This window comes from Streptomyces sp. NPDC127106 (assembly GCF_042677605.1).
Taxonomy (GTDB): Bacteria; Actinomycetota; Actinomycetes; order Streptomycetales; family Streptomycetaceae; genus Streptomyces.
The window spans coordinates 54112-72542 of record NZ_JBHXTC010000010.1; the positions used below are offsets into that span (position 1 = coordinate 54112).

16 protein-coding genes and 1 pseudogene are annotated in these 18431 nt (G+C 73.5%); 11 read left to right on the top strand and 6 right to left on the bottom strand.

Annotation, left to right across the window (positions count from 1 at the left end; translation table 11 throughout):
* Positions 1-4: 4 nt before the first annotated feature.
* Entirely contained in the window at positions 5-1015 is a 1011-nt protein-coding gene (locus ACFVGY_RS12475; RefSeq protein ID WP_385675083.1) for an LLM class F420-dependent oxidoreductase, read from the top strand.
* 56 nt (positions 1016-1071) lie between these two features.
* Here the strand turns inward: ACFVGY_RS12475 and ACFVGY_RS12480 are convergent, their stop codons facing one another.
* The 4 genes from ACFVGY_RS12480 to ACFVGY_RS12495 form a co-directional block, all read right to left on the bottom strand.
* Complete coding sequence (locus tag ACFVGY_RS12480) at positions 1072-1761, bottom strand: hypothetical protein (protein ID WP_385675338.1); 690 nt, start codon at positions 1759-1761, stop codon at positions 1072-1074.
* Positions 1762-1881: 120 nt separating this feature from the next.
* A complete protein-coding gene (locus tag ACFVGY_RS12485; RefSeq protein WP_385675086.1) occupies positions 1882-2970 on the bottom strand; it encodes a prenyltransferase in 1089 nt (362 codons plus the stop codon).
* Complete coding sequence (locus ACFVGY_RS12490; RefSeq protein ID WP_385675089.1) at positions 2967-3701, bottom strand: class I SAM-dependent methyltransferase; 735 nt, start codon at positions 3699-3701, stop codon at positions 2967-2969. The genes ACFVGY_RS12485 and ACFVGY_RS12490 overlap by 4 nt, the downstream gene beginning before the upstream one ends.
* A gap of 57 nt (positions 3702-3758) precedes the next feature.
* The gene (locus ACFVGY_RS12495; protein WP_385675092.1) at positions 3759-5063 is read right to left on the bottom strand and encodes a glycosyltransferase family 4 protein; all 1305 of its coding nucleotides are present in this window, start codon (positions 5061-5063) and stop codon (positions 3759-3761) included.
* Positions 5064-5246: 183 nt separating this feature from the next.
* On the opposite strand from ACFVGY_RS12495, the gene ACFVGY_RS12500 reads away from it, so the two are divergent.
* Positions 5247-5861, top strand: a complete 615-nt coding sequence (locus ACFVGY_RS12500; RefSeq protein WP_385675095.1) for a TetR family transcriptional regulator — start codon at positions 5247-5249, stop codon at positions 5859-5861.
* Between the two features lie 389 nt (positions 5862-6250).
* Here the strand turns inward: ACFVGY_RS12500 and ACFVGY_RS12505 are convergent, their stop codons facing one another.
* Together ACFVGY_RS12505 and ACFVGY_RS12510 are read right to left on the bottom strand one after the other, a co-directional pair.
* Positions 6251-6487 (bottom strand): ferredoxin, encoded by a 237-nt coding sequence (locus ACFVGY_RS12505; RefSeq protein WP_385675340.1) that lies wholly within the window; start codon positions 6485-6487, stop codon positions 6251-6253.
* Between the two features lie 17 nt (positions 6488-6504).
* Positions 6505-7998 (bottom strand): aldehyde dehydrogenase, encoded by a 1494-nt coding sequence (locus ACFVGY_RS12510; protein WP_385675098.1) that lies wholly within the window; start codon positions 7996-7998, stop codon positions 6505-6507.
* 303 nt (positions 7999-8301) lie between these two features.
* On the opposite strand from ACFVGY_RS12510, the gene ACFVGY_RS12515 reads away from it, so the two are divergent.
* The 9 genes and pseudogenes from ACFVGY_RS12515 to ACFVGY_RS12555 all read left to right on the top strand — a co-directional run.
* Positions 8302-9318: an MBL fold metallo-hydrolase gene (locus ACFVGY_RS12515; RefSeq protein ID WP_385675101.1), complete on the top strand. Its 1017-nt coding sequence runs from the start codon at positions 8302-8304 to the stop codon at positions 9316-9318.
* A 488-nt stretch (positions 9319-9806) separates the two neighbouring features.
* On the top strand, positions 9807-11075 hold the full coding sequence (locus ACFVGY_RS12520; RefSeq protein WP_385675104.1) for a prenyltransferase/squalene oxidase repeat-containing protein: 1269 nt from the start codon (positions 9807-9809) through the stop codon (positions 11073-11075).
* Positions 11075-11854: an SCO2322 family protein gene (locus tag ACFVGY_RS12525; protein WP_385675106.1), complete on the top strand. Its 780-nt coding sequence runs from the start codon at positions 11075-11077 to the stop codon at positions 11852-11854. The genes ACFVGY_RS12520 and ACFVGY_RS12525 overlap by 1 nt, the downstream gene beginning before the upstream one ends.
* A 74-nt stretch (positions 11855-11928) precedes the next feature.
* Positions 11929-13167 carry an energy-coupling factor transporter transmembrane protein EcfT gene (locus ACFVGY_RS12530; protein WP_385675343.1) on the top strand — a complete coding sequence of 413 codons (1239 nt, stop codon included), beginning with the start codon at positions 11929-11931 and terminating at the stop codon, positions 13165-13167.
* The gene (locus tag ACFVGY_RS12535) at positions 13164-15038 is read left to right on the top strand and encodes an ABC transporter ATP-binding protein (RefSeq protein WP_385675109.1); all 1875 of its coding nucleotides are present in this window, start codon (positions 13164-13166) and stop codon (positions 15036-15038) included. The genes ACFVGY_RS12530 and ACFVGY_RS12535 overlap by 4 nt, the downstream gene beginning before the upstream one ends.
* On the top strand, positions 15035-15910 hold the full coding sequence (locus ACFVGY_RS12540; RefSeq protein WP_385675112.1) for an ECF transporter S component: 876 nt from the start codon (positions 15035-15037) through the stop codon (positions 15908-15910). Before ACFVGY_RS12535 ends, ACFVGY_RS12540 begins: the two co-directional genes overlap by 4 nt.
* A 316-nt stretch (positions 15911-16226) precedes the next feature.
* Complete coding sequence (locus ACFVGY_RS12545; RefSeq protein WP_385675114.1) at positions 16227-16631, top strand: transglycosylase SLT domain-containing protein; 405 nt, start codon at positions 16227-16229, stop codon at positions 16629-16631.
* A 416-nt stretch (positions 16632-17047) separates the two neighbouring features.
* Entirely contained in the window at positions 17048-17407 is a 360-nt protein-coding gene (locus tag ACFVGY_RS12550) for a hypothetical protein (protein ID WP_385675116.1), read from the top strand.
* Between the two features lie 475 nt (positions 17408-17882).
* A pseudogene (locus ACFVGY_RS12555) lies at positions 17883-18149 on the top strand (hypothetical protein); the annotation flags it as partial.
* Between the last annotated feature and the right edge of the window lie 282 nt (positions 18150-18431).

The window sequence follows — 18431 nt, forward strand, 5'->3', positions numbered from 1 at the left end:
CGCCATGCGCCTCGGACTCGCACTCGGCTACTGGGGCCGCGGCCCCGACCCCGCGCACCTCGCCCTCGCCACCGAGGCCGAGCGGCTCGGCTACACCTCGGTGTGGACCTCCGAGGCCTGGGGATCGGACGCCTTCACCCCGCTCACCTGGATCGCCGCGCACACCTCCCGGATCCGCCTGGGCACCGCCATCGCCCAGATGGCCGCCCGCAGCCCGACCGCCACCGCCATGCACGCCCTCACCCTCGACCACCTCTCCGGCGGCCGCATGATGCTGGGCCTCGGCCTGTCCGGCCCCCAGGTCGTCGAGGGCTGGTACGGGCGCCCCTTCCCCGCGAGCCCGCTCACCGCCACCCGCGAGTACGTCGACGTCGTCCGCCAGGTGCTGCGCCGCGAAGCCCCCGTCACCCTGGACGGCAGCTTCCACACCCACCCGTACCGCGGCCCGGACGGCACCGGCCTCGGCCGCGCCCTCAAGCCCATCACCCACCCGCTCCGCTCCGACCTGCCGGTCCTGCTCGGCGCGGAGGGCCCGCGGAACATCGCCCAGACCACCCGGATCGCGGACGGCTGGCTCCCGCTGTACTGGTCGCCGACCCGCACCGACGTCTACCGGGCCTCCCTCTCCGGCCTCCCCGAGGGCTTCCTGATCGCCCCGATGGCCCGGGCGAAGGTCTGCGACGACATCGCCGAGGGGCTCCTGCCCGTCAAGGCGATGCTCGGTTTCTACATCGGCGGCATGGGCCACGCGGCCCGCAACTTCCACGCCGACCTCATGGCGCGCATGGGCTACGCCGACGAGGCCCGCCGCATCCAGGACCTGTTCCTCGCCGGGCGCCGCGAGGAGGCCGTCCTCGCCGTCCCCGACGCGTTCGCCGACGAGATCAGCCTGGTCGGCCCCCGCGAGCGGATCGCCGAACGCCTGGACCTGTGGCGCAAGGGCCCGGTCACCGACCTCCTCGTCACGGCCCCGGACCCGCCCACCCTACGCGTCCTGGCGGACCTCAACACCTGACGGGCGCCGCCCGCGCCGGGGCCGGCCCACACCGCGGCAGGCCGGCCCCGTGCGGACTACCCGCCCAGCTGGGACAGGCTCGGAACCTGGTCGGTCACCGGCGCGCCCGCGCTCTTGCCGGCGTCCTTCACCCCGTTGATGACGCCCTCGAACGAGCTGATGTCGGCATCGCCGGCCTGACCCGAACGCAGCTTGGTGCCCAGGCCCTTCAGCGACTCGATGCCCGCCGTGAGCGGGACCAGCGCCTTGGACAGCAGCGGGTCACCCTTGGCGTTGTTCACCGCCGCCTTCAGCCGGTTGTACGCGAAGGCACCCGCCAGGCCCGCCTTGACCAGCGCGAACGTGCGGCCGCTCGCACCCTTCTTGAACTTGCCCGCACGGTACGGCTTGATGATCCACTGGTACGTCGCCCCGGCCGCGAGCCCGGCGTTGAGGACGAAGCGCGTCTTGGCGAACTTCTGCCGCTCCGCCGTCGTGGTCGGCGTCGGCTCGGCCACGACCACGGGAACGGCATCCACGGAAGCGGCCCCCAGGGAGGCGGCCTCCGCCCGCATCTGCGCCAGCGCGGCCTGCAGCTCCACGGTCTCGATCTGCTCCGCTTGCGCCGCCGCGGGCAGGGACAGGTGCGCACCCTGGGCCCTCGCCCCACTGCTGCCGCCGCCACTGCATCCAGTGGCCCCGGCGAGCAGTGCGGTGGACAGCGTCAGCGCCGTGACGGCGCGGCGGAATCGGACGGTTCTGCGTATGGACACGGTTTCCTCCGGGGGAGTGAGGTGTCCCCCGCAGCGTCACCCCGGGGCACCGGCCCCGCCACTCGGGCCACCCGTCCGGGTCACCCGACTGGCGCGGCCGCCGCCCCGCCCGCATCATCCGCCGGTGCAGCAGTCCGGCTCCAGCCCGGCCGGCAGCTCCTGCCCGCCGAACACCGCCGTCGTGGCCTCGTCACCGCCGAGCGCGGCCACGGCCAGCAGCAGCGAACCGGCGGTCCAGGTCGTCTGCTCGACGGGCCACACCGCCTCGTCCTCGAAGACGTAGCCCGTCCAGTACATGCCGTTGTCGGCCCGCAGGTGCGTGATCGACCGCAGGATCTCCAGCGCCCGGTCCGACTCACCCATCGCCCACAGCGCGAGCGCGAGTTCGCAGGACTCCCCGCCGGTCACCCACGGGTTCGGCAGCACGCACCGCACCCCGAGGCCCGGGACGACGAACTCGTCCCACCGCCCGTCGATCCGCTGCTGCGCCTGCGCACCCGTGACCGCCCCGCCCAGGACCGGGTAGTACCAGTCCATCGAATAGCGGTCCTTGTCCAGGAACCGCTCCGGGTGCCGGCGTATCGCGTGCCCGAGCGCGCCCGCCGCCAGCTCCCAGTCCGGCTGCGGGTCCTCCCGGTGCTCGGCGATCGCCAGGGCGCAGCGCAGCGCCTGGTGGATGGAGGACGAGCCGGTCAGCAGCGCGTCCGTGACGGGCGTACCGTCCGCCTCGCGCTTCCAGCCGATCTCGCCGCCCGGCTGCTGCAGTCCGAGGACGAACTGCACCGCCGCGTACACGACGGGCCACATCCGCTCCAGGAACCGGTCGTCGCCGGTGGCCAGGTAGTGGTGCCACACGCCGACGGCCACGTACGCGACGAAGTTGGTCTCCCGCCCGGCGTCCTGCGGCTCGGCGGTGTCCACACCGTCCGGCCGGTCCGCGTAGGCCGCGTGCCAGGAACCGTCCGCGTTCTGGTGCCGGGCCAGCCACAGGTACGCCCGCTCGGCGGCTTCGTGCTCGCCGGCCGCGTCCAGCGCCATCGCGGCCTCGGTGTGGTCCCACGGGTCCAGGTGGTGCCCGCGGAACCACGGGATCGCGCCGTCGGAGCGCTGCGCGGCGAGGATCCCGGCCACCGTCGCCGCGGCCTCCTCGGCCGTCAGTACACCGTCCAGGGCCAGGCGTTCGGTGCGCCCGGTGGAGCTCACTGGGCCGCGCCGACGGGGAGGTGCGGCTTGGTCGCGTACACCACGAAGCTCTTGCCCAGGATCGGGTTGAGCGCCTGCTCCGCCAGCCGCGTCGCCAGCGGCTTCTTCATGATGTCCCAGACCAGCAGCTTGTGGTAGGCGCGCACGGGCAGCGCCTTGTCGTTGTCCACGCCGAACGCGCACTTGAGCCACCAGTACGGGGAGTGCAGCGCGTGGGCGTGGTGCGAGCCGTACGGCTTCAGCCCCGCGGCCCGTATCTTCCCGATCAGTTCGTCGGCCTTGTAGATCCGGATGTGGCCGCCCTCGACCTCGTGGTAGGCGTCGCTCAGCGCCCAGCACACCTTCTCCGGCCCGTACCGCGGCACGGTGACGGCGATGCGCCCGCCCGGCTTGAGCACGCGCACCATCTCCGCGAGCACGCCCTTGTCATCGGGGATGTGCTCCATGACCTCGGAAATGATCACGACGTCGAACGAGTCGTCCGGGAAGGGCAGGGCCAGGGCGTCGCCCTCCATGGCCGTGGCGGTCGCACCGGCCGGGGCCTCGCCGGCCTCCTTCATGGCGGCGAACCACTTGGCGACCTCGCGGATCTCCTCGCCGTTGCGGTCGACCGCGACGACCTGGGCGCCGCGCCGGTAGCACTCGAAGGCGTGGCGGCCCGCGCCACAGCCCAGATCGAGTACGCGGTCGCCTGCGGCGAGCGGGAACCGGGAGAAATCGACGGTCAGCACGGGGTCCTGCCTTCGCAGTCGCGGGGATGAACGGTGGGAACGATGAAAAACACGGAGTCAGCGGACCCGGCGCGCCCGTTCGATGGCGGCCCGGTAGTGCGCGACGGTGCCCTCGGCGGCCTTGGCCCACGTGAACCGGGTCAGCACCCGCTCCCGTCCGGCGGCACCGAGGCGGGCCCGCAGCTGCGCGTCGCCCAGCAGCCGGCCCAGCGCCGCGGCCAGCGCGCCCGCGTCACCGGGCGGCACCGCGAGGCAGGTCTCGCCGTCAGGACCGGCGACCTCGGGAATGGCACCGCCGGTGGTGGCGACCAGCGGCGTGCCGGTGGCCATGGCTTCGGCGGCCGGCAGCGAGAACCCCTCGTACAGCGACGGCACGCACGCGACCTGCGCACTCCGCACGAGGTCGACCAGCTCGGCATCCGTGACGCCCTTGACGAACCGCACGGCGTCCTGCAGCCCGTAGACCTCGATCGCCCGCGCAACGGGCCCTTCCTCGGCCCGCTTGCCGACGACCACGAGGTGAGCACCGGGCTGCTCGGTACGCAGCTTCGCCAGCGCCTCGACGAGGTACACGAGCCCCTTCAACGGAACGTCGGCACTCGACGTCGTCACGATCCGCCCGGGCACCTCGGCCACCGACGGGTCGGGCGACCACAGATCCGTGTCCGCACCGATGTGCACGACGTGGATCCGCTCGCCGCGCACCCCCAGGTGCTCCTCGATCTCCTGCTTCGACGAGCCGGAGACGGTCAGCACGGACGGCAGCCGCCGCGCGACGCGCCCCTGCATCCGCGTGAAGGCGTACCAGCGCCGCACGGACAGCCGCCGCAGCCGGTCCTGGGCGGCATCGAGCTCGAGCTTCCGGTCAACCGTGATCGGATGGTGAATGGTGGTCACCAGCGGCGCGCCCAGCCCGCCCAACAACCCGTATCCCAGGGTCTGGTTGTCGTGAATGACGTCGAACTCACCGGCCCTGGCGGCCAAATGCCTGCGGGCGCGCAGGGAAAAGGTCAGCGGCTCGGGAAACCCGCCGGTCCACATGGTGGCGACCTCGACGGCGTCGACCCAATCCCGGAACTCCTCGCGCTTGGGCGTGCGGAACGGGTCGGGCTGGCGGTACAGGTCGAGGCTGGGCAGCTCGGTGAGCGTGGCCCCGCCTTCGAGCACGGGATAGGGCTGCGCGCCGATCACTTCGACGGAGTGCCCGAGCCGGACGAGCTCACGGGACAGATGGCGCACGTAGACGCCCTGCCCACCGCAGAACGGGTTCCCCTTATAGGTCAGGAGCGCGATGCGCAACGGCCGGTCACCGTCCGTCACGGACCCTGCGAAAGGGCTCGTCACCATGGCCTCTGCGGTCACTCTCGGCCCCCTTCTCCCTGCAACTTTCGCCGGAGCGTAACCGCTCGGATAATGTAGAACAAGTTTCAGACTTGATCCGTCGAAGACCATTGAATCTACCGGCCGGAAACCACACCGTAAGAGGCGGAGCAGGTGATTCGCGCCACGACTGCGTCGCCTGCCAGGACGCATGGAACGGGGCACATGACAGCGCAACCGAACACCTCGGCATCCCCTCCTCTGACGGAGCGCCAGGAGGCCCGTCGCCGCCGCATCCTGCACGCCAGCGCCCAGCTGGCCAGCCGCGGCGGCTTCGACGCCGTCCAGATGCGCGAGGTCGCCGAGGCGGCCGGCGTCGCGCTGGGCACCCTGTACCGCTACTTCCCCTCGAAGGTGCACCTGCTGGTCGCCACCATGCAGGACCAGCTCCAGCACATGCACACGACCCTCCGCAAGCGCCCCCCGGCCGCCGAGGACCCTGCCGCCCGCGTCGCGGAAACCCTGATGCGCGCCTTCCGCGCCCTCCAGCGCGAACCGCACCTCGCGGACGCCATGGTGCGCGCCCTGACCTTCGCGGACCGCAGTGTCAGCCCCGAGGTGGACACGGTCTCCCGCCTGACGACCGCCATCATCCTGGACGCGATGGGCCTGGACGCCCCGCCCACCGCGGAGCAGCTGTCAGCGGTCCGCGTCATCGAGCACACCTGGCACTCGGCCCTGATCACCTGGCTGTCGGGCCGCGCCTCGATCGCCCAGGTCAAGATCGACATCGAAACGGTCTGCCGCCTGATCGACCTCACGGCTCCGGAAAAGTCCTGATCCCACCGCCCCGACCGGCGCGGCAGCACACCCCCATCGGCACGAGCCCCAGGACACCCCGAAGCACAAGGCAGCCCCGGCCCCCAAGGCAGCCCCGGCCCCCAGGGCGACCGCGACCCGAGGCGACCGCGGCCCCAAGGCGCCTCACGGCCGGCTCAAGGCGCCTCCGGCCGGCCCGAGGCAGCCCTCCGGCCGTCCGAGGGCGGTTCCCGGGCAGCCCGAGGCGGTTTCCCAGGCAGCCCGAGGCGGCTCCCGGGCGGGGCCGAGATCCTCCGGGGCAGGCAAGGCAAAGGCCGGCGGAGCCCAGGCCGTGCATCTCCACCGTCCCCGCCCCTCGAACGCCACCCCCTGACCGTTCCTCCCGGGAAGCCCGACGCCCCGCCCCCTCCCTACTCCTCGGGCGGAAACACCGCCTCCCCGCTCCCGGCCAGCGTGATCATGATCGCTTCCACGGGACACCCCTCCGCCGCTGCCAGAATCGGCTCGTTCGCATCGATCTCCGCCTTACGGGCATGCGACTGACGCGCCGAATCCAGGGCGAAGCCCTCCGGGGCGTGGTTCACGCACATCCCGGACCCGATGCAGACGCCCCGATCCACCTGAACCTGCCACCTGTCGCCCGTCACCGGCACCGAAACCACCCTTAGGCCCCGGCCCCGGCCCCGACACCGGCCCCGGTCCCGGCCTCGTACCCACCCGGCAGGTGGATCATCTTGTGCTCCAGGTACTCGCCCAGCCCCTCGGGCCCGAATTCCCGCCCGATCCCGCTGTCCTTGTAGCCGCCGAACGGCCCCAGCATGTCCAGGCTGAACGTGTTGACGTTGAACGTGCCCGTCCGCACCTGCCGGGCGAAGTCGATGCCGTGCTCGACGTCGGCCGTCCAGACGCTCCCGCTCAGGCCGAACTCGGAGTCGTTCGCGATCCCGAGCGCCTCCCGCTCGTCCGCGTAGGGGATCACGCACACCACCGGCCCGAATATCTCCTCCCGGGCGATCCGCATCCCGTTGTCCACGTCCCCGAACAGCGTCGGCTCGACGTACCAGCCCCGTTCCAGCCCGGCCGGGCGGCCGCCGCCCACCAGAAGCTTGGCGCCCTCCTCCTGCCCGATCCGGATGTAGTCCAGCGACCTCTGCTGCTGCCTCCGCGCCACGAGCGGGCCGAGCTGCGTGGCCGGGTCGAGGGGGTCGCCGACCACCAGCGCGGCGGCCGCCGCGGCGAGGGCCTCGGCCACTTCTCCGTAGCGGCTGCGCGGGGCGAGGATCCGGGTCTGGGCGACGCACGCCTGCCCGTTGTTCATCCAGGCCGCGGGGACGATCCCGGCGACGGCGGCCTCCAGGTCGGCGTCCGGCAGCACGACGGCGGCGGACTTCCCTCCCAGCTCCAGGGTGACCCGGGTCAGGTTGCGGGCCGCGACCTCCATGACCCGCTTCCCGGCCGCCACCGACCCCGTGAACGCGACCTTGTCGACACCGGCGTGACCGACCAGGTACTCGCTCACCTCGCGGTCGGCCGGGAGCACCGACAGCACCCCTTCGGGCAGCCCGGCCTCCCGGGCGATGTCGGCGAGGATGTACGAGTCCAGCGGCGCCTCGGGGGACGGCTTGAGGATCACCGTGCAGCCGGCCAGCAGCGCGGGCGCGAGCTTCGCCGCGGCCACGAACTGCGGCACGTTCCACGGGATGACGGCCGCGACCACGCCCACCGGCTCCCGGCGCACCAGGATCGGCCCGAGCACGCCCTGCCGGTGCTCCTCGTACGCGTACGCGCGCGCGACCTGGATCGCGGCGTCGTAGACCATCATCGGGCCGAGCGCCTGGGCGAGGATGCTCCAGGAGTAAGGGGACCCGTTCTGGGAGCTGATCGACCGGGCGATCTCCTCGTGCCGGACGGCGATCGCGTCCTTGATCCGGGTCACGACGGCGATCCGCTCGTCCAGCGGCATCCGGGGCCACGGGCCCTCGTCGAAGGCCCGGCGCGCGACGGCGACGGCCCGGTCCACATCGCCCCGGGACGCGTGCGGAACGCTGCCGATGACCTGCTCCGTGTGGGGGGAGACGACCTCGATCGTCCCGGTGCCCAGCGGATCCGTCCACTCCCCGCCGATGAACAGCTGTCCGTGTTCCACGCGCTCGGTCATGGCTGATGCCTCCTCCGGCTTGGCGTTCTCGAACTGATACCAGTTCTAGTTCCAGGAGTCCACGACCAGGACGGAACCCCGAAAAAGATCCAACGGCTAGCCAGAAAGCCCCCCGAATGGTCGACTTGGGCTACCAATGCAACACGTTCTCATCCAGGGCGAGGAGACGGCATGCCAGACCGACGAACAGCACAAAGGACGACGGCGGACCCGAACCCAAATCCCGCTCCCTCCGCCCCCTCCACCCCCTCCCCTCCCCCTCCCCCTATCCCTCCCCCCGATGTCATCGACCACGGCGGCGGCGTGGCAGCCGTCAAGGTGCCCATCCCGAACAACCCCCTGGGCCACACCCTCGTCCACGTCCTCGACACCGACCGCGGCCCCGTCCTCATCGACACCGGCTGGGACGACCCGCACTCCTGGGACGCCCTCACCACCGGCCTGGAGGCCCTCGGCCTCGCGGTCTCCGACGTACACGGGGTGGTCGTCACCCACCACCACCCCGACCACCACGGCCTCTCCGGCGCGGTCCGGGACGCCTCCGGTGCCTGGATCGCCCTGCACGCCGCCGACACCGAGGTCGTCCTGCGGACCCGCTCCGCCGAGCCCGCCGTCTGGCTCGACTACATGACCGCCAAGCTCGCCGCCGCCGGAGCCCCCGACGAGCACATCGCCCCCTTGCGAGCGGCCCGCGCGAGCGGCCGGATGCGGACCCTGCCCGGCCTGCGCGCCGCCGTCCCCGACCGGGAGATCGTCCACGGCGAGCTGCTGCCCCTCCCCGGACGCAGGCTCCGCGCCGTCTGGACCCCCGGACACACCCCCGGCCACGTCTGCCTGCACCTGGAGGAAACGCACCCGGCGAACCTGCCCGGCAACGGCCGCCTCTTCTCCGGAGACCACCTGCTGCCCGGGATCTCCCCGCACATCGGCCTGTACGAGGACCCGGCGGACCCGGAGGACACCCGCACCACCGACCCCCTCGGCGACTACCTCGACTCCCTCGAACGCATCGCCCGCCTGAACCCGGCAGAGGTGCTCCCCGCCCACCAGCACGCCTTCACCGACGCCCCGGCCCGGGTCCGCGCGCTGCTGCGCCACCACGAGGAACGGCTGGCCGGGCTGTGGGAGCTGCTGGCCGAGCCGCTGACCCCGTGGGGGCTGGCGGAACGCATGGAGTGGAACCGGCCCTGGGAGCAGATCCCGTACGGCTCCCGCAACATCGCCGTCTCGGAAGCGGAGGCGCACCTGCGGCGCCTGGTGAAACAGGGCCGGGCCGAACCGGTACCGGGCAGCGACCCGACGACGTACCGCGCACTGTGAGGGAGGACGTACCGCGCACTGTGAGGGAGGACGTGGCACGCACTGTGAGGGAGGACGTGGCACGCACTGTGAGGGAGGACGTGGCACGCACTGTGAGGGAGGACGTGGCACGCACGCTGAGGGAAGGAGGTGCCACGCACGCTGAGGGAAGGAGGTGCCACGCACCCCGAGAGAAGGAATGCCGCGCACCCCGAGAGGGGACAGCAGGCCCCCGGCCCAGACCCCAGCGCCCTCGATACCGACCGGTACAGTGAAGCCGTCGTCCACCCTTCCGTACGGGGGAAAGCCGGTGCAATTCCGGCGCTGGCCCGCAACCGTGACCCGCCCCGGCCCCACCGGGCGGCAGCCGGACTGCCCCGTACACGAAGGTGCGCGGCTCGTGCCGCCGGGATCCCCGGCGGCCGGCACCGTCGAGGTCAACGGAGCCGGAGCCCGGTGCCTGCGCGTGCCTGCCTCCCGCTCCCCCAGCAGGAGAGGCACCCGCCCGCATGAACATCCGCCGCAGCGCCGCCGCGCTCGCCGCCTCCGCCGTGCTCTGCGCGGGTGCCGCCCCCGCGGCCTTCGCCGCGCCCTCCACGCCCGCCGCGCCCTCCCCGGCTGCCTCGACGCCCCCTGTGGTCCCCTCCGGCCTGTACGGCAAGAAGGACCCCACCTACGACGGCGTGTGGCGGCAGTCCGTCGCGCTGCTCGCCCAGCACACGGTCGGCGTCAAGCCCGCCAAGGAGGCCGTTGCCTGGCTGACTGGGCAGCAGTGCGCGAACGGCGGCTTCGCCTCCTTCCGCGCGGACGCCGCCGCGGCCTGCGAGGCCACGACGATGTACGACACGAACGCCACCGCGATGGCCGTCCAGGCCCTGAAGGCGTTGGGTGGCCAGGACGCGGCGGTGAAGAAGGGCGTCGACTGGCTGAAGTCCGTCCAGAACGAGGACGGCGGCTGGGCCTTCGTTCCCGGCTCCCCGAGCGACGCCAACTCCACCGCCGTCGTCATCAGCGCCCTGGCCGTGGCGGGCGAGAAGCCGGCCGAGGTGACGTCGAAGGCCGGCAAGTCCGCGTACGAGGGCCTGCTCGCGTTCCAGCTGGGCTGCGCCGCGCAGCCGCCCTCCGACGGTGGCGCCTTCGCGTACCAGCCTGCCGACGGCAAGCTGCTCCCCAATGCGGACGCGACGGCCGCCGCGGCCCTGGCCGCCCTGGGCAAGGGCGCGGTCGTCGCCCCGGCGGCGAAGGACACCCCCGCTGGCGGGTCGGGCTGCGCCGCGGCCGCCGAGCCCGAGGCCGCCGCCCAGGCTGCGGCCGGCCACCTGGCCGAATCCCTGAAGAAGGGTGGCGACCACCTCATGGCCGTCACCCCGGGCTCGGACCAGCCGACCCCGGACATCGGTAACACCGTCGACGCGGTGATCGCCCTGGCCGCGGCCGGGCACAGGCAGTCGGCGGCCGGCGCGCTGGAGTGGCTGAAGGGCAACTCCGCGGAGTGGGCCAAGGACAGCCCGGCGGCCCTCGGCACCCTGGTCCTGGCGGCGCACGCGACGCGCACCGATCCGAAGGCCTTCGGCGGCACGGACCTGGTCTCGGCCCTGAACGCCACGGGCCCGGCCCCGCAGGCCGTGGCGACGGCGCAGCCTGACGGCGAGCAGGACAAGAAGGACGACGGCGGTTCGGACGACCAGAACATCTGGTGGATGATCGGCGCGGGCCTCGCAGCCGGCGCGGGCATCGGCTTCCTGCTGAGCAGCCGCCGCAAGAAGAACCAGCTCTGATGCACAGCCTCCGCGCCCACACCCTCGGCACCCCCACCGGCACCCGCACCCGCACCCGCACGAGGGTGCCCCTGGCCCTGGGCGTGCTGGCACTCCTCGTCTCCTTCCCCCTCCCCCTCCTCGCGGCCTCGCCCGCACTGGCGGCGGGGTACCGCTACTGGTCGTACTGGGACGGCGCGGGCGGTCAGTGGTCGTACGCGACCCAGGGCCCCTCGACGGCCCGCCCGGCCGACGGCGCCGTGCAGGGCTTCCGCTTCGCCGTGAGCAAGGACGCGGCCGCCGAGGCCGCCCGGCCGCGGGCGGCGGCGGACTTCGACGCGGTCTGCTCCGCGACCCCGGCGGCGCCGGGTCGGAAGCGGGTCGCCGTGGTCGTCGACTTCGGTGTCCCGGCGGACGCCCCGGCCGGCGACGCCCCGCCGCAGGACGCCCCGCGTACGGCCTGCGCGCAGCTGGCCCCGGAGGCCACTGCTGCGGAGGCACTGGCGGAGGTGGCCAAGCCGCTGCGCTACAACAGCGCGGCGCTGCTGTGCGCGATCTCGGGCTACCCCAAGCAGGGGTGCGGCGAGCAGATCGCGGACGGCGCCCCCGCCGCTACGGCTCCCGGGGCGTCGGCGCCGCAGAGCGGCGACGCGGCCGAGAACGACAACCAGAAGAACGAGGCGGAGGAAGAAGGAAAGGAAGAGGAGGAGGGCCCGTGGGTGGGCCCCCTGGCCGGCCTGGCAGTGCTGGCCGGTCTGGTGATGGCCGCCGTCTGGCGCTCCGTCCAACGCCGCCGATGACACCCCCCACCAGCCCCCACAGCACCCCCCACAACACCCCCCACAACACCACCCCCACCACCACCCGCACCCGCATGGCCACCCGCACCCGCGGGTACACCGCCCCGGAAGCCCGGCGCGGCAACGCCCTGCACGCGGGAGCGTGGTGGCTGTGGGCGCTCGGGCTGGCCACCGCCGCCTCGCGGACCACCAACCCGCTCCTCCTCGGGCTGGTCGTCGCCGTGGCCGGCTACGTCGTCGCCGCGCGCCGCACCGCCGCGCCGTGGGCCCGTTCGTACGCCGCCTTCCTCAAGCTCGGCCTGTTCGTGATCGGCCTGCGGCTGCTGTTCTCCGTGCTCCTCGGCTCACCGATCCCCGGCACGCACGTGCTGGTCACCCTCCCGGAGATCCCCCTCCCCGCGTGGGCGCAGGGCATCCGCCTCGGCGGCCGCGTCACGGCCGAGCAGCTCGTCTTCGCCTTCTACGACGGCGCCAAGCTGGCCGCCCTCCTCGTCTGCGTCGGCGCGGCGAACGCCCTCGCCAACCCCGCCCGCCTGCTGAAGTCCCTCCCGGCCGCCCTCTACGAGGCGGGCGTCGCCGTCGTCGTCGCCATGACGTTCGCGCCGAACATGGTCGCCGACGTGGCCCGGCTGCGCACCGCCCGCCGGCTGCGCGGCCGCCCGACCGGCGGGGTGAAGGCCGTCCTGCAGATCGGCCTGCCGGTCCTGGAGGGCGCCCTCGAACGGTCCGTCGCGGTCGCCGCCTCGATGGACGCGCGCGGGTACGGCCGCACCGCGCAGGTCCCGCCCGTCGTACGGCACACCACCACCGTGCTCACCCTGGGCGGCCTGCTCGGCATGTGCGCGGGCACGTACGGACTGCTCGCCGCCGAAGGGGCCGCGTACGGTCTGCCCGTCCTGCTCGTCGGACTCGCGCTCGCCCTCGCCGGACTGCGGCTCGGCGGGCGGCGCAGCGTCCGGACCCGCTACCGGCCCGACCGGTGGGGGGTGCGCGCGTGGCTGGTCGCCGGCTCCGGGGCGGCCGTCGCCGCGGCCCTCGTGTACGCCTCCGGAGCCGATCCGCAAGCCCTGCGGCCGGGGGTGGTGCCGCTGGCGGCCCCGGTACTGCCGCTGTGGCCGGCGGCCGCGGTGCTGATCGGCCTGCTCCCGGCCGTCGTGGCACCGGTCCCCGGCCCGCTGGCCGCCCCCGCCTCCGGCCCCACCCCCGGCCCCGCAGCCACCCCCGCAGCCGCAGCCGGCCCTGCACCCATCCCCGTCTCCGACCCCCGCCCCGCTCCCCCGAAGGACGTTCCGCAGAAGGAGGCGTCGCATTGATCCGCTTCGAGCAGGTGTCGGTCACCTACGACGGCGCCCCGCAGCCCGCCCTCCGCGACGCCGACCTGGTCGTCCCCGAGGGAGAGCTGACGCTGCTGGTCGGCCCGTCGGGCTCCGGCAAGTCCACGCTCCTCGGAGCGGTGTCCGGCCTCGTCCCCCATTTCACGGGCGGCACCCTGCGCGGCCGCGTCACCGTCGACGGCCGGGACACCCGTACCCACCGGCCGCGCGAGCTGGCGGATGTCGTCGGCACCGTCGGCCAGGACCCCCTCTCCCACTTCGTGACGGACGTGGTCGAGGACGAGCTGGCGTACGGCATGGAGTCCCTGGGGCTGGCACCGGCCGTGATGCGGCGCCGGGTCGAGGAGACCCTGGACCTGCTGGGCCTGAACGACCTGCGCGACCGCCCCCTCGCCACCCTGTCGGGCGGGCAGCAGCAGCGGGTCGCCATCGGCTCGGTCCTGACCACGCACCCCAAGGTGCTGGTCCTGGACGAGCCCACCTCGGCCCTGGACCCGGCGGCCGCGGAGGAGGTCCTCGCGGTGCTCCAGCGGCTGGTCCACGACCTGGGCACCACCGTGCTGATGGCGGAGCACCGCCTGGAGCGGGTGGTCCAGTACGCCGACCGGGTGCTGCTCCTGCCCGGGCCGGGCGCGGCTCCGGTCATCGGAGCCCCGGCGGACGTCATGGCCGTCTCGCCGGTCCACCCGCCGGTGGTCTCGCTGGGCCGACTGGCCGGCTGGGCCCCGCTCCCCCTGTCGGTCCGCGACGCCCGCCGCCTGGCGCCCCCGCTGCGCGCCCGCCTGTCCGAGCGGCCGCTCCCTCCCAGGTCTGCGCCTCCGGCGGCGCCCCCGGCTCCTGCGGTGACTCCCCCGCGCCCGCGGCCCTCCGGCGAAAGCCCCGCACCCGCCTCCGGGACGGCGACGGCGACCCCGACCCGGCGGCCCGGACTCCTGGCGCGCCTGCTCGGCCGCACCGGCGGCCCGGCCACGAACCCGGCCACGAACCCGGCCACCAGCCCCGCCACGAACCCGACCTCAACCCCCACCCCCACCCCCACCCCGGTGGCACAGGCCCGCGCCCTCTCGGTGCGCCGCGGCCGGGCGGAGGTCCTGCACGGCGTCGACCTGGCGGTGGCCGCCGGCGAGACGGTGGCCCTCATGGGCCGCAACGGCGCGGGCAAGTCCACGCTGCTCGCCGCTCTGGTCGGCACCCTCGCCCCCGCCGGCGGCGAGGTCTCGGTCGGCGGCCGGGCGCCGCACCGCACCCCGCCGGCCGAGATGGTGCGCCGCGTGGGGCTCGTCCCGCAGGAGCCCCGCGACCTGCTGTACGCGGACACGGTCGCCGCCGAGTGCGCGGCTGCCGACGCCGACGCCGGGGCGGCACCCGGAACGTGCCGGGGCCTGGTGTCGGCGCTGCTGCCCGAGGTGGCCGACGGCACCCACCCCCGCGACCTCTCCGAGGGGCAGCGGCTGGCCCTCGCCCTCGCCCTGGTGCTCACCGGCCGGCCGGCGCTGCTGCTGCTCGACGAGCCGACCCGCGGCCTGGACTACGCGGCCAAGGCACGGCTGATCGGGATCCTGCGCGGGCTCGCCGCCGAGGGGCGCGCGATCGTCCTGGCCACGCACGACGTGGAGCTGGCCGCGGAGCTGGCACACCGGGTGGTCGTCCTGGCCGGCGGCGAGATCGTCGCGGACGGGCCGACCGCCGAGGTCGTGGTGTCGTCGCCGGCCTTCGCACCGCAGGTGGCGAAGGTCCTGGCGCCCGGCCCCTGGCTCACCGTGCCGGAGGTCGCCGCGGCCCTGGCGACCGCGGCCCCGCGGTCCGCCACCCCGGGTGCAGGTGCACCTGCACCGGAGGGAGCACCGTGAACCGGCCCGTGCGGATCGGTCCGCGGGCCGCGGCCGCCCTCGTCCTCGTCACCCTGATCGGCGTCGCCGCGTTCGGCTGGCCGCTGCTCGCCGACCGCCAGTCCGGGCTCGCCCACTCCCAGGACGCCCCCTGGCTCTTCGCGGCGCTGCTCCCCCTCCTCGTCGGCGTGGTCGTCGCGACCATCGCCGACCAGGGCATGGACGCCAAGGCGGTGGCGATGCTCGGCGTCCTCGCCGCGGTGGGCGGCGCCCTGCGGCCGCTGGGCGCGGGGACGGCCGGCCTGGAGCCCATGTTCTTCCTGATGGTGCTCAGCGGCCGCGTCCTCGGCCCCGGCTTCGGCTTCGTCCTCGGCTCGGTGACGATGTTCGCGTCGGCCCTGCTCACCGGCGGGGTCGGGCCGTGGATGCCGTTCCAGATGCTGGCCCTGGGCTGGTTCGCGCTGGGCGCGGGGCTGCTGCCCGGTGCGGGGCGGATCCGGGGCCGGGCGGAGCTGGTGATGCTGGCGGCGTACGGGTTCGTGGGCTCGTTCGCGTACGGGACGGTCATGAACCTGCAGGGGTGGGTCCTGCTGCAGGGCATGGGCCAGGGCGTGTCCTTCCATCCGGGGGATCCGGTCGCGGCCAATCTGGCGCGGTTCCTCGCGTACTGCCTGGCGACCTCGCTGGGCTGGGATCTGGGCCGGGCCGCGCTGACCGTCGTCCTGACCCTGGCCCTCGGCGGGACGCTGCTGAGGGCGCTGCGGCGGGCCACTCGGAAAGCGGCGTTCGACGCGCCCGTCTCCTTCGATTCAGGGGCTGAAAGTGGCCCGGGACACACCCAGGAAAAGATACGAGCCGCCACAGAAAGTGAGATTCCGGGCCTCCGGCGGTGAGGCGCCCCACAGGACCCAGGTCACATACGGCCCGCTCTAGTAGCCCTCACGGCACCCCCACACACCCGGCCCGGATCCCCGACTCCCGCGCCGGACGGGACCCCCGCAGCACCCCGTCCGCGGCGCGGACCTGCGAGGCCCCGTAGTAGACGGGGGGCTTTGCCAGGGCGGCGGCGGCCTGGCTAACTGGTGTTGTCGCCGAGGCGGCCGGGGCGCAGAGCCCCCCGCCGGGACGAACCCCTCTCCCTCGCGTGAGTGGCTCACGCACGTCTGTGACGTGCTCGCGACCGATCTTGTCCCCTACGGAAGGCCCTCCGTGTCCCACGCCGTCATCCGCCGCATCGCCGCCTCCAAGAAGACCCTCGCGGGTACCGTGATCGGCCTCGCCGCCGCCGGTTCCCTGCTGGCCGCCGTTCCGGCCCAGGCCGCACCCACGAGCGCCAAGGCGATCGCCCAGCAGATGATCAAGGACCCGGCCCAGTTCGCCGCCTTCGACAAGATCGTCTCCCATGAGAGCGGCTGGAACCACACCGCCACCAACGCGTCCTCCGGCGCGTACGGCCTGGTCCAGGCCCTGCCGGCGTCGAAGATGTCCTCCGCCGGCGCCGACTGGAAGACCAACCCGGCCACCCAGATCAAGTGGGGCCTGGACTACATGAACGAGCGCTACGGCTCCCCGGTCGAGGCCTGGAACTTCTGGCAGGCCAACCACTGGTACTAAGCCACCAGCAGACACACGCGACGACGCTCGGCCGGACCTTCCCGGCCGAGCGTCTTTGCGTATCCGGCCACCAACCACCGGAAGACGGCTCCTCCGGCGCCGAACCCCACCCACCGCTGCTTCGTACGTGCTCCGGGAGCCCGAAGGGGAGTCCGGGCCGCGTCGCGGCATTATCGCGCCATCGGGCGGATCGGCGGTCGCCGCGGTGGACGGATTGCTTCCGCGCCGGGGCGAGGCCGGCAACCTGGGGAGGCCCGGACCGGGGGCACCGGGGGCCCGTAATGCATCTGAGCCAACATGCCGGGAGCGTGGGAGGAGATCCCCGCGGAAAGGCTCGCTCCGCCGAGCCCACGGCTAGTTTGACTGTCCGTCAAGGGGTCGATGGGCGGCCCCTGGGACTCCACGGAGGTCACGTGATGAGGCACATGCCGCGCGTTCTCGCCGCCGGTGCGCTGGCCGTCGCCGCCCTCGCGGTGACGGCACCGTCCGCCACTGCCGGCGACACCGGCGCGCTCGCCTGCACCGCCAACTGGTCGGTCTCCTCCGGCGAGGGCTACGCCAACGGCAAGTGGTGCAACAACAACACCTCGGTCTCCGGCACCGTGCACGACACCAAGTCGGACGGCCGCTGTCCGTTCGTCCGCGGCTACCTGTCCGGCGGTGGCTGGCGGGACAGCGACTGGGCCGGCCCGAAGGGCGACTCCTCGCCCGTCAACATCTACGCCCCCTCCGGCCAGACCATCACCCGTGTGGCCATGAGCTACATCCGCTGCTGACCGCTTCCCAGAGCAGGAACGTGTACGGGAGTGCCTCCGCCGGCCGTGCGAGTCGGCGGGGGCACTCCCGCGCCGCGTTCCTGTGACCCAGGGTGGTTAAGGGCAGATCAACTGAACCTTAAGACTGTCTGTGGTCTCGTTGCCTCCGCGCTGAGCGAAACCGTCGGCGTGGGCACCGCACACGCGTTGAGCCTCACGCGTGTCAGGGGCGTGACCTGCTTCTTTGCGCCTGGTTCAGGCTCCAGGAGATCTGTGGCGCGTCCGCACCGCACCCCGGGAGGCCTCACGGCTGGATTCGTGGGGCTGCGACAAGGCTGAACTTGCTCGGGAGGTCGGCCGTATGCAGGACGAAGGGGGAGAACGTCCATCGGATCGAGGAGTGTCTGTGTCCAGGAAGCGGACTATGAGTGTCAAGAAGAAGCTCGTGCTCTCTGTGGTCGCGGGAGCGTTGTCGGCCGCAGGAGTCGTCGCCACGATGGCGCCCGGCAATGCCGCCGTCGGCGACGTCGTGTGCCAGGGTTCGACGGTGACGTTGTCGGGTGAGGCGGGTGCGCCTGCGGCGAGCAGCGGGACGTTCCCGGTGGGGACGAAGTTGAAGGTGACGAACCTGGACAACGGCCGTGCGACGACGGTGACGGTGAACGGTCCGTCGGGCAGCTGTGCCCTGCTGAACAACGCGGCCTTCGAGCAGGTGCGGGAGCCGGGCAAGAACCTGATCCGGCGAGCCCGCATCGAACGGGTGGCGGGTGGCCCTGCCGCGTCGGCCCCTGCGGCGGGCGCGTCCGGCACGGCGGGCGCGTCCGGTGCGGCGGGCGTGCAGGTGCCGCCGGCCACCGGGGAGGTGGTGTGTCCGGGTTCGACGGTGACGTTGTCGGGTGAGGCGGGTGCGCCTGCGGCGAGCAGCGGGACGTTCCCGGTGGGGACGAAGCTGAAGGTGACGAACCTGGACAACGGCCGTGCGACGACGGTGACGGTGAACGGTCCGTCGGGCAGCTGTGCCCTGCTGAACAACGCGGCCTTCGAG